This is a genomic window from Pseudoalteromonas sp. 0802 (assembly GCF_013350085.1).
In the GTDB taxonomy this organism is placed as follows: domain Bacteria; phylum Pseudomonadota; class Gammaproteobacteria; order Enterobacterales; family Alteromonadaceae; genus Pseudoalteromonas.
In genome coordinates this window covers 372,684-386,670 of record NZ_JABVXE010000001.1, presented here as the reverse complement: position 1 = coordinate 386,670, position 13,987 = coordinate 372,684, and the positions used below count along the sequence as shown (strand labels likewise).

At 37.7% G+C, this 13,987-nt stretch carries 13 protein-coding genes; 3 read left to right on the top strand and 10 right to left on the bottom strand.

The window, feature by feature from the left end; genetic code table 11:
• Positions 1–168: 168 nt before the first annotated feature.
• Positions 169–2,139, top strand: a complete 1,971-nt coding sequence (locus tag HUS61_RS01845) for a response regulator (RefSeq protein WP_175081941.1) — start codon at positions 169–171, stop codon at positions 2,137–2,139.
• 41 nt (positions 2,140–2,180) lie between these two features.
• Here HUS61_RS01845 and HUS61_RS01840 read toward each other — a convergent pair whose 3' ends face one another.
• The 7 genes from HUS61_RS01840 to HUS61_RS01810 form a co-directional block, all read right to left on the bottom strand.
• Entirely contained in the window at positions 2,181–3,503 is a 1,323-nt protein-coding gene (locus HUS61_RS01840; protein WP_175081940.1) for a Na+/H+ antiporter family protein, read from the bottom strand.
• Between the two features lie 8 nt (positions 3,504–3,511).
• Entirely contained in the window at positions 3,512–5,452 is a 1,941-nt protein-coding gene (locus tag HUS61_RS01835) for a DUF3488 and transglutaminase-like domain-containing protein (RefSeq protein ID WP_175081939.1), read from the bottom strand.
• Between the two features lie 2 nt (positions 5,453–5,454).
• Entirely contained in the window at positions 5,455–6,414 is a 960-nt protein-coding gene (locus HUS61_RS01830; RefSeq protein WP_175081938.1) for a DUF58 domain-containing protein, read from the bottom strand.
• 3 nt (positions 6,415–6,417) lie between these two features.
• The gene (locus HUS61_RS01825) at positions 6,418–7,311 is read right to left on the bottom strand and encodes a MoxR family ATPase (RefSeq protein ID WP_175081937.1); all 894 of its coding nucleotides are present in this window, start codon (positions 7,309–7,311) and stop codon (positions 6,418–6,420) included.
• A gap of 7 nt (positions 7,312–7,318) precedes the next feature.
• Positions 7,319–7,714: a response regulator gene (locus HUS61_RS01820; RefSeq protein WP_175081936.1), complete on the bottom strand. Its 396-nt coding sequence runs from the start codon at positions 7,712–7,714 to the stop codon at positions 7,319–7,321.
• Between the two features lie 667 nt (positions 7,715–8,381).
• Complete coding sequence (locus tag HUS61_RS01815) at positions 8,382–8,888, bottom strand: hypothetical protein (protein WP_220094650.1); 507 nt, start codon at positions 8,886–8,888, stop codon at positions 8,382–8,384.
• 236 nt (positions 8,889–9,124) lie between these two features.
• Positions 9,125–9,286 carry a hypothetical protein gene (locus HUS61_RS01810; RefSeq protein ID WP_175081935.1) on the bottom strand — a complete coding sequence of 54 codons (162 nt, stop codon included), beginning with the start codon at positions 9,284–9,286 and terminating at the stop codon, positions 9,125–9,127.
• A gap of 180 nt (positions 9,287–9,466) precedes the next feature.
• Between HUS61_RS01810 and HUS61_RS01805 the strand changes: the two genes are divergently transcribed.
• Positions 9,467–10,339, top strand: coding sequence for a hypothetical protein (locus tag HUS61_RS01805; RefSeq protein ID WP_175081934.1), 873 nt, complete (start codon positions 9,467–9,469; stop codon positions 10,337–10,339).
• 152 nt (positions 10,340–10,491) lie between these two features.
• Here the strand turns inward: HUS61_RS01805 and HUS61_RS01800 are convergent, their stop codons facing one another.
• Together HUS61_RS01800 and HUS61_RS01795 are read right to left on the bottom strand one after the other, a co-directional pair.
• Positions 10,492–10,872 (bottom strand): hypothetical protein, encoded by a 381-nt coding sequence (locus HUS61_RS01800; protein WP_175081933.1) that lies wholly within the window; start codon positions 10,870–10,872, stop codon positions 10,492–10,494.
• Positions 10,873–10,931: 59 nt separating this feature from the next.
• Positions 10,932–12,509, bottom strand: a complete 1,578-nt coding sequence (locus HUS61_RS01795) for an ATP-binding cassette domain-containing protein (protein WP_175081932.1) — start codon at positions 12,507–12,509, stop codon at positions 10,932–10,934.
• A gap of 245 nt (positions 12,510–12,754) precedes the next feature.
• Here HUS61_RS01795 and HUS61_RS01790 point away from each other — a divergent pair, with 245 nt between their 5' ends.
• On the top strand, positions 12,755–13,462 hold the full coding sequence (locus tag HUS61_RS01790; RefSeq protein WP_175081931.1) for a metallophosphoesterase: 708 nt from the start codon (positions 12,755–12,757) through the stop codon (positions 13,460–13,462).
• Here HUS61_RS01790 and HUS61_RS01785 read toward each other — a convergent pair.
• Positions 13,454–13,825, bottom strand: coding sequence for a hypothetical protein (locus HUS61_RS01785; RefSeq protein ID WP_055197077.1), 372 nt, complete (start codon positions 13,823–13,825; stop codon positions 13,454–13,456). The two genes, HUS61_RS01790 and HUS61_RS01785, sit on opposite strands and share 9 nt — an antisense overlap.
• Positions 13,826–13,987: the final 162 nt, after the last annotated feature.

The following is a 13,987-nucleotide window of genomic DNA, read 5'->3' as shown; positions in this document are numbered from 1 at the left end:
TCACCTTGGTTAAACTTGATTAATATTTAGTTAGCATGGGCCGTACCAAGTGTTCGGATTTATATAACACAATGAAATTTAAATAATTTATTTTGATATTTTTATGGCTAAACTGAGAACTGTTTTCTATATTTGCAATATGCGATGCAATATTAACTAGGAATGGCAATGGCAGAGTTAAACTTAGAGCAATTACAACTTGAGCTAACGGCATTTCATGGCATAAACGATAGCCGTGCATTAAAAGCTCAACTTGAAAAAGTGCTTCTGCCATATTTTTCGTTTAAAGAGTTTTGCTTAATAAACTTCGAAGATTCAAAAGCATACCTCGAAATGCGTACTATTAAGTACATTGAATTTGACGAAACAATATTAAAGTCAAAGTTACAACAAGCGCAGTCACAGTGGTCATTTAATGAAGATAACTCACTGTTTTATAGTAATGAGTTCGTAAATAACCTAATTTTTCATGTTGATATCTCTGAACACACAACGCAGTGCTTGGTCTTTTTCGATATAAAGGAGCGGGCTAGTTTTAATGATAAATCACAAACCGCAATCAAAATCTTATTACAGCAAGTAGCGGTTCAATTAGCTGCGCAAACAAGGCTTAACCGGCAAAAGTTTCACTCAACCTCTTTACTAACAAGACTAGGCGAGTTATCTGAATTATTTAGAGACTTTGCCAGCGAATGGTTTTGGCGTACTAATAAAGATGAGCACTTTATTAATGTTTTAACTACCGCCAGCCACAGTAACTTATACAAACGCCATTTTTTACATAAAAATTTTGATGCCATCATCACTGAGCAGGAACAAAGTCAGTTAAAAAAATGGTCACACTTTAAACACTTGCTGGCAGATCATGCTGAGTTTTTAGATTTTGAATTTGAAGTTAATTCGTCGCCTCCGGCCTGGGTCTCTTTGAGTGGTAAGCCACAATTTGATTCAAGCGGGAAATTTCGCGGTTATTTAGGTATTGCCAAAGATATCACTGTAAATAAAGACCGCGAGCAAGCACTACAATTAGCAAAAGAAAAAGCCGAAGAAGCAAACCAAGCAAAGTCTCAGTTTTTAACTGTGATGTCTCATGAGATCAGAACACCTATGAACGCCATTGTAGGCATGTTGGAGTTGTTAGCCGATTCTGAACTTAATGACAAGCAAACACGTTGGCTCGATTACGCAAACTCAAGCGCTGATTTATTACTTGATTTGATCAGTGATGTGCTGGATTTTTCAAAAATTGAAAGTGGCTCGATGGAGCTTGATGTTAAAGCAACAGATATAAATGCGCTGGTTAAAAATATTACTGCACAGTTTCAAGAAACCACTCAAGGCTCTAATGTATTATTTACCACAGAGATAAGCGATGGCTTACCCAACAAAATTAATATCGATGGGGTTCGGGTCGGGCAAATTCTGTTTAATATTTTAGATAATGCCTTCAAGTTTACCAAAGTAGGCACCGTTAATTTCAGAGCAGATTTTAATGATACCCATTTGTTATTTGAAATTGCAGATACTGGACAGGGGATCTCTCAATCTCAAATAGCCAGCATTTACGATGCCTTTAAACAGCATGACTATGGTGTAAATCGACAAGTAGAAGGGATTGGCCTTGGGCTTAGCATTACCAAAAGTCTTGTCGATTTAATGAAAGGCGAGATAAGAGTGGCAAGTGCAATCAATATTGGTACTAAGTTTAATATTTACATACCATACTCTATCGTCGCGGATGATCAGCAAGCTATTGAACATGAGCAAATTCTTGAGCCAATGGCTATTCTTGTTACAGAAGATAACAAAACCAATCAAGTGCTTATCAAAACCTTTTTAGAAAAACTCAATCACCACGTCACACTTGCAGACAATGGCCAACAAGCAATCGATAAAGTACATCAGCAAAACTTTGATTTAGTTCTGATGGATATGATGATGCCAGTAATGGATGGTATTACAGCAACTAAATACATGCGTGAAGAACTAAAAATGACTTTACCCATTGTCGCCTTAACAGCCAATGCATCTCATCAAGATAAAGCCACTTGCTTAGAAGCAGGAATGAACAAAGTGCTGACAAAACCTATTCGCTTTCATGATTTAAACCGCGCATTACGTATTTTGTTTAGCCAATAAAAAAGCCCCAAATGGGGCTTTTAACAAAAAGTAACTCGACTCTACAACACCATTGCCGCAACCCAGCCAGCAACAAGTAGCGGAATATTAAAATGGATGAAAGTAGGCACCACTGAATCCCAAATATGGTCGTGTTGACCATCTGCATTTAGGCCAGATGTTGGGCCAAGTGTTGAGTCAGAGGCAGGGGAGCCTGCATCACCTAGCGCACCAGCAGTGCCAACCAGTGCCGCTGTGGCCATAACAGAAAAGTTTAATTCCATACAAAGTGGTACAAACAAGGTGGCTATAATTGGCACCGTCGAAAACGAGCTACCAATGCCCATGGTGATTAATAGCCCAACGAGTAAAATTAATGCTGCGGCAAGTGGCTTGTTACCTTCAATCATACCTGCAGCAGAGCTAACTAATGAAGCAACATCACCGGTTGCTTTCATCACCGAAGCAAAGCCTTGCGCCGAAATCATAATAAAGCCAATCATCGCCATCATAGCAATGCCTTTGCTAAATACATCGCCGTTTTGCTCAAGTTTTACAACACCAAATAAGGTAAATATAGCTACCCCAACAAGACCACCTAGGATCATAGAGCCGCTAATATTTTGTGCCACTAATGAACAAAGTACGGCGGTAATTCCCACTGCTAACACCTTTTTAGGTTGCTCAATTACAACCTCTTGCTGTTGCTCTGTTAGGCTGTGAGACTCGTAACTACGGCGTTTTCGATAAGATATAAACACCGCAACCAATAAACCAAATAACATCCCAATGGCTGGAATGATCATTGCCATCGGCACTTGAGTATTAACAATCTCTAGGCCATTTTCAGTGAGGTTCTTGTGTAGTATCGAGTATAAGTAAATGCCACCAAAACCATAAGGTAGCACCATGTAAGAGGTGGCTAAGCCGAAGGTTAAGATACACGCAATGGCACGTCTATCAAGGCGTAACTTGTTAAACACCACAAGTAGAGGCGGAATTAGAATTGGGATAAAAGCTATATGTACGGGTATCAAATTTTGCGACGAGATCGCACACAGCAAAATAATACTCAATATAAGATAACTAAGCGTCGTTTCGCCTTTGTGGCTATTCTCGTTTACTTGCTTTAGTAACTTAGACGCTAAAATACGTGTTAAACCTGACTTAGAAATAGCCACCGCAAATGCACCTAACATCGCATAGCTCAGTGCTATTTCAGCGCCGCCCGATAAGCCATCATTAAATGCATTAACGGTTTGTGATAAACCAAGTCCTGCGGTCAAACCCGCAACAATTGCGCTTACCGTCATCGCCACAATGACATTAATTCGACAAAGTGTCAGGATCAGCATCAACATAACGCCGACAATTACTGCATTCATATTGTTCTCTATTTGGCTGTTTTGAGAGAGTTTAACAGAACTCGTACGCGGTTTTTGCGATTTTGGTTATATGATTGCTGTTGATAACGTACTTCGATGATTATTTGCTCAAACTCACTTAAATATGCCTCTGATCTAGGCTTTTGCTGTTTAATTAAAGCAATATTTTGCAGTGGTGTGTTGGTATCAACAGGCTCAATGCCTTCCTTTTTTGCCCACAGGTAAAGCTTAGTGATGTCATCAACCAGCGGCTCTCTACTTCGAATAGGGCGTTTGTTATATAAGAAATAACCAGTAAAGCTTAGTAATAATGTACCTAACACAATTAAAGGTGTTAGCCATGCTGACTTATTACCAAACAGTGAATCAAATAGACTTTGTTGTGATTCTTGATCAAACGTAAGCACCCAGTTAGTCCATTTATAGTCGAGTTCTTCAAGATGAATTCTAAGCCAGTTTATTGCTTTAAAATGGCTCCAGCGCTTTAGACCAAAGTTAAGATTGTCGTTAAAGCTTTCGTTTAAATCACCCAGTTGTGATAACGAACCGTTTAAACGCTCCGGGGCAACAACAGCGGTAGCATCAAAAATATGCCATTTTTCATCAAAGAACACCTCAACCCAAGCATGGGCATCGTATTGATATATGTTAAGCGTAGCAGCTTTTGTTTGTTCACCGCCTAAATAACCAGACACAACACGGGCAGGGTAGCCGGCAACACGAAACATAAATGCAGCGGTGCTGGCATAGTGACCACAAAAGCCACGTTTGGTATCAAACACAAACTGGTCTAGCGTATTATCACCATACATGGGTGTAGGCGTTAATGTGTAAGCAAACTGCTGCTGATTAAAGTAATCTAGTAGCGCGTTAAAGTAAGCTTGCGCATTTTCATGCTCAGCAGCCAGCTCGTTTGCCAGTGCCGTCGTTTGCGGATTAGTTGTTTTCGGTAAGCGGGTATATAAGCGTTTTTCAAAGTTATTTAGGCTCAGCGAGGCTTGGCTACTAGTTACCGCGTATTTAATGTTTTTGTTTAAGTTACCTTTGCGCTTTAACAAACCATTGTAGGTTGAGTGCACATCAGAATTAGCACTTTGAGCAAAGCCAAGTGCAAAAAGCCAATTAGAAGGTGAGGGCTCTGCAATAACCTGATAATTAACGCTATTACTTTGAGTAATTGTACGGCGAATTGGGTTAAATTGTTGAGACTTCAAAATGTCCGATATTAGCCATTCACTACCATTAAACTCATCATGAATAAGGCTGCGCCAGTAATAGGGGGCTTGTAAGGTTTGCCCTGGCTGTTGTTCTACCCGAAAAACTAAGTCATCAGATTCCGCTAATTTCGCAATAGAAAAGGGGTTAACTTGCTCTGATAAACCCGTTTTAGCAAGCTTTGGCCCCGGTAGCTGCCAAAACGCTGGAATTTTAGGTAAAAATAAAATCAAAAATGCCGCTATGGGTAAGGCTAGTAGTATGGTTTTAAAACTTTGTTTGTTAGCGGCCTTAAAGCTTTGCGGGCTAGTTAAATAGCCAAGTACCGCGAAGTTAACAATATAAAGTACACTGACTACCAAGGTTTCAAATAGCCCTTGGTGAAACAAATACACGGTTGAAAGGTTAAAAAACACCAGTAAACACACAGTTTGATACTGTTTAACGGTTTTCGCTTGTAGCAATTTAAAACTGCTAGCAAGTAGCATCATGGATACAAATAACTTGACCGTATCGCTCACACCAACCAGAACAAATAAGGCAACTAAGCAAACCGCAGCCAAAATATTCGCCACCAACCCATTTAGTTTTTTATAAAACTTACCTAAAAACAGGTTTAAAAAGCTAAGGCCAGCCAATATGGCTAAGAATGGAGTAGGTACTTCAGTAAACAAAAAGCCACTGGTAACAATAAACTGCAGTGATAAAACGGTATTAATGAGCGGTGTATTCATAATTAAAACTCCGCTAATGCTTGCAAGCAGGCTTTTTGATGGTTGACCCCTTGGCCTTTCGCTATGTGTTTATTGGGTAAGATTAACGAAAACGCCATTTGTTGGTCGGTTAATTGGTTCACCAAAAAACATAACTGGCTTAATCTATGCTCATTATTGCCACTCAACATATTGAAATTAAGTGCTAATTCCTGTGATGCATCACTGGTAAATTCTTTCGTTAATAGCTGCTGAGTTTTAGCGTAGTGTTTCCACGATACCTTATTAAGCGCTGTTCCTTGCACAAAAGGGGTAAGCTGGTAAAAGTCATCATTACCGGCTTTAATTTGTGCGTTATCGCCGTCGTGTAAGTCATTGTCATAGAGCTGAGTATCAAGCTTTTCAGTGGCGATAGGTTGTGGGTAAACATAAACCGTATTTGTTGGCTCTATATAACTCCACACAGACACCAAACCAAATGGAAAGTGGCTAATGATTTTTATTCTATCAAAGCCATATGCACCACGTTTACAGCATTTTAGCGCTATTTCAACGGTCTTTTTCTCTTTACTTTGCAGTGACACAGTTTCAGATTCAAGGTTGTCATTAATCAGTTTTATAAGTTCACAGTTTGATTGTGCTTGAATTTGAAAACGCACAATAGGGGCTTTTGGCGCATAACTTTCGCTTACTGACTGGTATTTAACCGACAAACCTCTCACATTTTTATAGCCGGTGAGTATCGCAAAAACCAAAACAACCACCATTAAATACGCCATGGCTAAAATCAGGTTGTTTTGATAGTTAATGCCCATCACAAAGTTCAGTAATGCAATTAGTAAAAACTGCCCACCAAGTTTTGAGGGTAATACATAAATCGTTTTATGTTGAAGCTCAATTTCGTTAGTTTTATGCTTATTTTTTAATAGCTTATTAAAAATAGATTGACGAAATTGATCAATAAAAGCGGGGCGCTTAAACATATTTTATAAGCTTACAGGCACATGTTTAAGTGCATAGCCGCTGTCACCAGCGTTTAAGCCAAGCCTGTGATCAGTCACGCTAGGAAAAACAGCTTGTACATCATCAGGCATTACAAAATCACGACCTTCAATATACGCCCATGATTTAGCAGCGCGGGCAAGCGCAATACTGGCTCTTGGTGATAATGGGTTTACAAAATGGTTATCTTGGCGAGTAAACGCAACTAGCTCAAGGATATAATCAACCACCGAGTTGCTTATCGTTACTTTATTAATTTCTTTTTGAATAACAGCAAGTTGCTCAGGATTAATACGAACAGGCAAGTCGTCATAATTACGATTGTTTAGGCCTAAAATGAGGTTTTTCTCAGCGTGTTTATCAGGAAAACCTAAACTAATACGCATGAAAAAGCGGTCTAATTGCGACTCTGGTAACGGATAAGTACCAGATTGATGCACTGGATTTTGCGTAGCAATCACAAAAAATGGTGATGGTAGGGCGTGTTTAACCGAATCTACCGTCACTTGTTTTTCTTCCATTGCTTCTAACAGTGCACTTTGTGTTTTAGGGCCTGCACGATTAATTTCATCTCCTAATACAACTTGGCTAAATACCGGACCTTGATGAAATGAAAAACTATGTTCTTTAGCATCAAAGATGTTTGTACCAAGAATGTCAGAAGGTAATAAATCGCTAGTGAATTGAATACGTTGATATGACAAGCCAAGAACTGCGGCAAGTGCATGAGATAAAGTGGTTTTTCCCATGCCTGGTAAATCTTCAATTAACAGGTGGCCTTCACTAAATAAACACGTAAGGGCGAGTTTGATTTGTTGTTGCTTACCAAAAATGACCGTTGATAGGTCATCTATAATGAGTTGGATTGTCGAGTTCATAAACTACTTAATTTGTTATGGTTTCCATCAATTCTAGACGTTTCATAACAGAGTCGACTTTTTTTGCGTTGAATGGTTTGGCGATAAAACCTTTAGCACCTAATTCCCAGGTGTTTTGCACATTCTCAAGACTATTATGGCCAGAGCACATAACAACATGAGTATGAGGATGGCGGTCATTTAAGTATTCAAGAATTTCCGTACCGTCAGTGTTAGGTAGTTCAATATCAAGAAAGATTACGTTAGGCGACTTTTCTTCAATTACGGTTTTAGCTGATTCAAAATCTCGACTTTCTAAAATATCGTCAAAACCAAGACCAGTTAAAATTTGTTTTAGATAGTCGCGGATATCTTGCATATCATCGATTATCAGAATAGGTTCTAACGGCTTCACAAATTCCATATCGTTTACATCTTATCGTTACATCTCAAGTTGATAGTTTTAATATAAGTCATGAGATAACTAAGCTCAAGAAACAAGCACTAATAAAATGAATAATATGATAAAACATCGCCTTAATGTCCGATACCGTCTAGTATTGGACTTAATTTACACAGAGAATAGGTAGAGCTATGTATAGATGCATTACTTCCTATAATTTATATTATGTAAAATAGCTTATTTATCTTTATTAGTAGGTTCATTAGTCGTTAGATTTTAAGGTTTTTTAGCCCTTTTTTGCTTAATTTGGGTTTTCACAAATTTATAGCTTTCTATGCAGTTCTCATTTTTACTTTGTAAGTTTTCACCAAACTTACTTCATTCCAATAATTTGAAATACCTTTCTTGTATAAATATAAAAGCAATTTTGGTTTCACTGCCTGTAACCGTTATGGCTTTAAGTTCATTAACTTATTTCTACACTACAACAAGCTGTTCGTTATAACGAATCCATGTAGATGCCCTGCAAGCTCAAATTGGATAGCTGTACGATTCGGTTTAAGTAAGCTAGACGCTGAATATCATTGGTAATGACTTAATCAAAATGAGTGTTCAACTGCTCTGTAAGAATTTGCTACTTCTGAATATAAAAATGATTTATTAATTTTAGACTTTCATAAATTGCCTATTACTTTAATACGTAGCCAACTACGTACCAGCCAATTGGCCAAAACGCCAACAAACTGTATGTGATTAGGTTTGCATTCCTTACTTTAACCTTAATGTCAGTTTTACTAAGTCCTGTATCTGCTAGCATTTTCACTGAAACTAAAAGTTCAGACCACCATGATACAAAATAAAATGGAATAAGTAAGAATAACCCTGCAAATAAAATCATCCAATGTAAGTCAGATTCATAAGGGATTAACCAAGGTGCTTGCCACGTTACTGCTAACATTTTACCGACAAATGTATCCACGCCATACGCTGCGCCACCGCCCGTCAGCATTTGTATTAAAACAAGAATAACCCAAGTTAAAGGAACCCCAACAATTGTAGATACTAAGTTTGAAACAAATGCCGTTTTTACCGATAGTGCTTTGGTTAAATCTAAACTCTTTTGAAGGTATATTGCTTCAATAGCAATTATTGGTAACAAAGAGATCGAATACACAGGCACTGCAAATATAATCATAGGTAGTCCTGCGTTTGCTGAAGCACCAAATGAGATAATAGCGAGGAGTAATAAAAAGAGAAAAATTATGAATTTATTCAAAACTATCCTTAGTGTACTGTTTTTCCTTATACTTAACTGTCAATTTAACTTAATGTTATTTCCTAATCAAAGTCTACTCAAAGTATCTGTTTGTGCACTTAATTTAAGCTAGAAATTGGGTTTAGCTTCATAAGCGTTACTCAGTCTTACGAACTTTAAATGTGTCTCAGATAGCAATATTTATCCTGTAGTTTCGTTATATCTTCAACGTGTTTTTCAATTACATGCTTTATCCAAGTAATGTCTGTTTTCAACGCGCCACCGATTTGCACGATAACAATGAAAAGCAAGTTTATTGGGTTTGCATCGACTGTCATGCCCTACCCCTTAGCCTCTATTGCTTCACTTTGAACTTGGTTTAAGCGTTTAATTGAATGTTATAAAGAATGAATGGTGATAAAATTTTGCAAAATAAGTTACTAAAGATAACCTTTCCTCGGTTATTTTTAACTCTTTGAATAAAATTTGAAATTCATGAATTTAAGGATGAAGTCAAGATGTTTGAAGTTATAAAACAATGGTTCATTAAGCACATGCCAGTTCAAGAAGATATTGGTCTTCATGAAAATAAAGCATTTCTCCGTTGGATTACATACCCACTATTAGTTATTTTAGCTATTGCTTTTGCTATAACGTGGAACCTTTTCGAAACTGGAATTTATAGTTTTGATAAAGAGTTTGAACTAAGTTTTATCACATTGAACGATTTTGCAAAGTATTACGCATTTCCAATAGCATCTCTCACTGTACCGTTAACTTTTGGTGTTATGTTTAATCGTTTCCACTCATCAAAACAAAAAGCAAAAAGTAACCGATTAGTTGAGCAGAACAACTCAGCGAATAATTATTTTAACCACTATAAGTATTTTTCTGAATTTTGTGAAAGTTTAAGTAATAATTTTTTCAAAAAAACAGAAAATATTAGTCCGGCAATTCTGTACAAAAGGCTTTTCCCTGATGCTTCAGTCGTTCATTTTACAACCGAAGTGAGTGAAAAATTCCTTAATGATATATTTTTAGACCTACATACTATTATTGACGATTATGAACATCATTTACTTAATACTGAAAAGACCGTTATCTCTTCACCTCATGAAACAGGAAACTATAATAAAGTAGAAATTATAGATGTTGTTTTATTTAAAGAACCATTCAAATTTAGGTTAGCGTGTAGTGGTATTTACTACGAAGAAGTTCTCTCAAGCCCAAAAAATATGATGAACTCTTTAAAGAAAATCGAAAGTTTAATATTTATGTTGTTCCAATTCAGTGGTATATCTAACCATAAACAACTAACAAATAATTTTAATATAAAAATCAACACCTTAGGCGGAAGGTTGAATTCAGAAGTCAATGCTTTTCAAAAATAAAGAGCTCGGCTTAAAAACTCTTATATTTTAAATTTTTCATTCATCAATGCCATCAACTAAGTACCTACCATTTGTTTTGGTACTTAGTTTATAAAAGCTATCACACCAACTGTTTCCAAGCCCCTTTCTTTCTAAATTAAGCAATCTACGTTTCACTTCCCCCAATTAAACGCCCTAACAACCCCTAGCCCAATTTCATGCAATACCACAAATCCAGCGCCATATAAGGTAGCCCAAACTGGGATGATGATAAAATCGAGGGTTGAGGTGGATGATGAAACGGCGACTTCTTGGTAATTTGTAAGCCAAGGATAAAAGCCAAAGCAGTATAGAATAACAATTGGGACTGAAAACAGTATTAAACGCAGTTTTCGCTGTTTAAAAAATGGCATAAGTGAGCTGCCTAGCATTAGTAATAACGGCACGAATACGTAGATCACCGAGGTAAAATCATTCAGTGTCATGCCTAAGCCTATGGTTACTATCAGCATAAATAAAGCAGTAAAAATGCGGTAAGCGGCTGTAAAATTCATAGTCATTCCTTGTAATGTACCTACAACCACCCTAGCACGCTTATTTATAAATGGCTATTTTATAATACAATTTGCTTATTGCAGCTGATACTTTCTACAAAGTATTTATCATGGCTTACGAGTATAAATCCGCCTTTAAAGCCCAGTAATGACTGAGCTAAGAGCTGTTTTGATTCTAGGTCGAGATGATTATCGGGCTCATCGAGTAACAAAAATGCGGTGCTTTCTATATTACTGACAATACACATGGCTAGCTTCATTTTCTCGCCGCCACTTAAAAGTCCGGCATATTTAAAAACAGCGTCTTTTCTAAAGCCAATACTGGCAAGTAGAGTACGTGCGATGCTTTCATCTAGGTTTTTACAGTAAGTCATCACGTTTTCAAGCAGGGTTAGCTTGTTGTTTATTAATGTAAAATGTTGGTCTAAAAAATAGAGTGCTTGATTGCAATGTAACTGCCCTGCTTTTACTGGTATGTCGTAGTTCAGGGTTTTGAGTAAGTTTGATTTACCAGTACCATTTGCGCCCGCTAAATGAATTTTATCATCACTGAATACCTGAATATTAAACGGCTTTTGTGTGCCGTGAGCTATTACAACCTCCTCCAGGCTAAGTACCTTTTGATGCTTAGCATCATCTGACTGCGCTAAGTAAAATTGCTGCGCTTTAGTTTGTTCAAGCTGGCTAGAAATCTCATGTTTATTACGAGTGAGCTCACCTTCTCGCTTAGCGGTATTTTTACTTTGTGATGATAAGTTAGCGCTGGCTTTATCTTTTTTAGCATCCATCAGCACTTTAGGCTGGCTGCCTGATTTTCTGAGTGCTGCGCCCTGACCTGAACATTTTTGTGTTTTTTGCTTTTGTAGTTGCTCTGCTGCCTTGAGCTTACTTTGCTGTTTAACAACGTGGTTTAATTTGTTTTCAAGCGCAGCAACTTGCTGCTGCTTTTGTGCTTGGTATTCAGAGAAATGTATACCATATTGTGTTAACCCAAGGGTAGTTAGCTCCCAAACTTCATTGGCTTTTTCTAATAATTCTTGATCGTGACTTATTAGTAATAATTGCCCTTTAAAGTTGTGTATTTGCTTTATAAGCAAGCTTTTGCCTTTTGCATCTAGATGGTTTGATGGCTCATCCAATATTAAAATATCAGGCTTTATGCAGGTAAATAGTGCCCAAAGTTTTAATTGGCTGAGCTGGCCGCCACTTAAATGTATGCTTAATGAGTTAGGGGTTTTGTTGTTTACGCCAAGCCTCACAAGTTCTGCATTAAAGCGCTCTTCTAAGTCCCAATTACCCTCAACCGACATTAAGTTTTGTTCTGTAACTTGCCCTTGGTTTATAGAATCAAGGGCTTTAAATACTGGCTCTAGCCCAATCGCCTCAGCAATAGTTTGCTTTTCAGCCTGATTTACATCGTTCATTTGCCTGTAAAAACCGAGGGATGAATGACAAACAACCGTACCAGAGCTAGGCTCTTTTTGCTTAGCAAGTATTGACGCTAATATAGATTTACCGCAGCCGTTCCTGCCGACTAAAGCGGTGACTTTAGCAGTAAGTGAAAATGAAAGGTCGTTAAATACAACATCGCCATTGCCATGTTGGTAACATAAATTAAAAGCTTGAAGTTGTGGCATAGTGCCTCCCGTATTACAGGGGCATAAACGTGTGATCACACGAGAAGTAATATAGTGTAAGTGATAGTGAGCAACGCCTACTAACCCTGTTGGTCCAAAAAGATAAAAATGAAATTGGATAACAGGTTTAGTTGTTCATGTTGGCGGTAACTCCTAAAAAGTGAGGCTAGATAATAACCACCCTGTGCTCAAATAGCAAAGAGTTATGATAGTCTTAAGCTACACACTGGTTAAAGGAATGTATTTTGAATTTAGTTAAAAGCCCTCTTGCCTCGCAAAAACCCATTCAAGTTAGGATGCAACTTGAACAAAGTAAACGTGTATTTGTTATTGGCGATTTAGATGCAGATTTAACTAAATTTGAACAAGCACTCTGCTCTGTTAATTTCAACCCCAGCGAAGATATCTTGTTTTCATTGGGTGATGTGATTGATCGGGGTGAGCACAGTATTGCGTTACTTGCGCGCTTTCAAGAGCTTGGTGTACATATGTGTCTTGGAAACCACGAGCATATGTTGCTTGAGTCTTTACTTGCAAAGGATAAAGGTTACTACCGTTTATGGGTTGAGAATGGCGGCCGCTGGCATCTAGAAGCAACCAATGAAGAGCTCGCCTTTGCCTGTAAGCAGCTACTTAGATGCCCGCTTTCTTACTACGTTGAATATGGCACTTTAAAAATTGGTTTATCGCATACCACCTGTGCTGATTGGGATTGGCAAAATCCACCACAAGATATACAACAAGCGACTGGCGCATTGCTTTGGGATAGAAGCTTAACCAAAGCGAAAAAGCCTTTAATAAACCCTAGTATCGATTTTTCTGTGCATGGCCATAACACCACCCAAAAGCCCTATTGGCTTGGCAATAGTTACCATCTTGATACCAATTATCTCAGCGGTAAGCCCACCATTGTTGAGCTTAGCACGCTGATCAAGCAGTTTTCATCAATGTAAACTTGCCAGTCGTTCGACCGTTTTCTCTTCAAGGTATTTTTTGTAGGTTAACCTTGCATGCCACAGTTGCTCATCGGTTTCTTGAATGTAGATGATAGGGCCGGCAATTTTGCTCGCTAAACTCGTAAGTTTACTGTATTCACGCGTATCAATTTTGCCATCGCTGAAGTAGCTTTGCGCGGTATTTAAAAACTGATCGTCTTTATAAATATCGCTATGCCAAATAAGCGAACGATACATACTAGCGGTTATTTCAGTTGGCTTATCGTTGGAACGAAAGATTTTAACTTCGGTGTAAATTGAATTACCGGTAATTACAATCCCTATTAACGACAGCGTCGTAAGAGTCATCATCCATTTCATGCTCTATTCCTCACAGTTAGGTACTAATTTAACTATAGGAGAGAAAGATGAATGTATGCTGTTTATTTAATCAATTAGGATTGTCGAAACTATTCTCAAGATACTTAATTGTTGTTTTTAGTCCCTAATTTACTGCTTTGGGATAAAACATTAATTTGTGTA

Excerpts from the sequence above, each read along its gene's own strand:
- HUS61_RS01800 (WP_175081933.1), bottom strand. The coding sequence starts at position 10,872 with ATGAATTTTACAGCCGCTTACCGCATTTTTACTGCTTTATTTATGCTG.
- HUS61_RS01795 (WP_175081932.1), bottom strand. The coding sequence starts at position 12,509 with ATGCCACAACTTCAAGCTTTTAATTTATGTTACCAACATGGCAATGGC.
- HUS61_RS01825 (WP_175081937.1), bottom strand. The coding sequence starts at position 7,311 with ATGAACTCGACAATCCAACTCATTATAGATGACCTATCAACGGTCATT.
- HUS61_RS01810 (WP_175081935.1), bottom strand. The coding sequence starts at position 9,286 with ATGACAGTCGATGCAAACCCAATAAACTTGCTTTTCATTGTTATCGTG.
- HUS61_RS01830 (WP_175081938.1), bottom strand. The coding sequence starts at position 6,414 with ATGTTTAAGCGCCCCGCTTTTATTGATCAATTTCGTCAATCTATTTTT.
- HUS61_RS01820 (WP_175081936.1), bottom strand. The coding sequence starts at position 7,714 with ATGGAATTTGTGAAGCCGTTAGAACCTATTCTGATAATCGATGATATG.
- HUS61_RS01785 (WP_055197077.1), bottom strand. The coding sequence starts at position 13,825 with ATGAAATGGATGATGACTCTTACGACGCTGTCGTTAATAGGGATTGTA.
- HUS61_RS01845 (WP_175081941.1), top strand. The coding sequence starts at position 169 with ATGGCAGAGTTAAACTTAGAGCAATTACAACTTGAGCTAACGGCATTT.
- HUS61_RS01805 (WP_175081934.1), top strand. The coding sequence starts at position 9,467 with ATGTTTGAAGTTATAAAACAATGGTTCATTAAGCACATGCCAGTTCAA.
- HUS61_RS01815 (WP_220094650.1), bottom strand. The coding sequence starts at position 8,888 with ATGATTATATTTGCAGTGCCTGTGTATTCGATCTCTTTGTTACCAATA.
- HUS61_RS01835 (WP_175081939.1), bottom strand. The coding sequence starts at position 5,452 with ATGAATACACCGCTCATTAATACCGTTTTATCACTGCAGTTTATTGTT.
- HUS61_RS01840 (WP_175081940.1), bottom strand. The coding sequence starts at position 3,503 with ATGAATGCAGTAATTGTCGGCGTTATGTTGATGCTGATCCTGACACTT.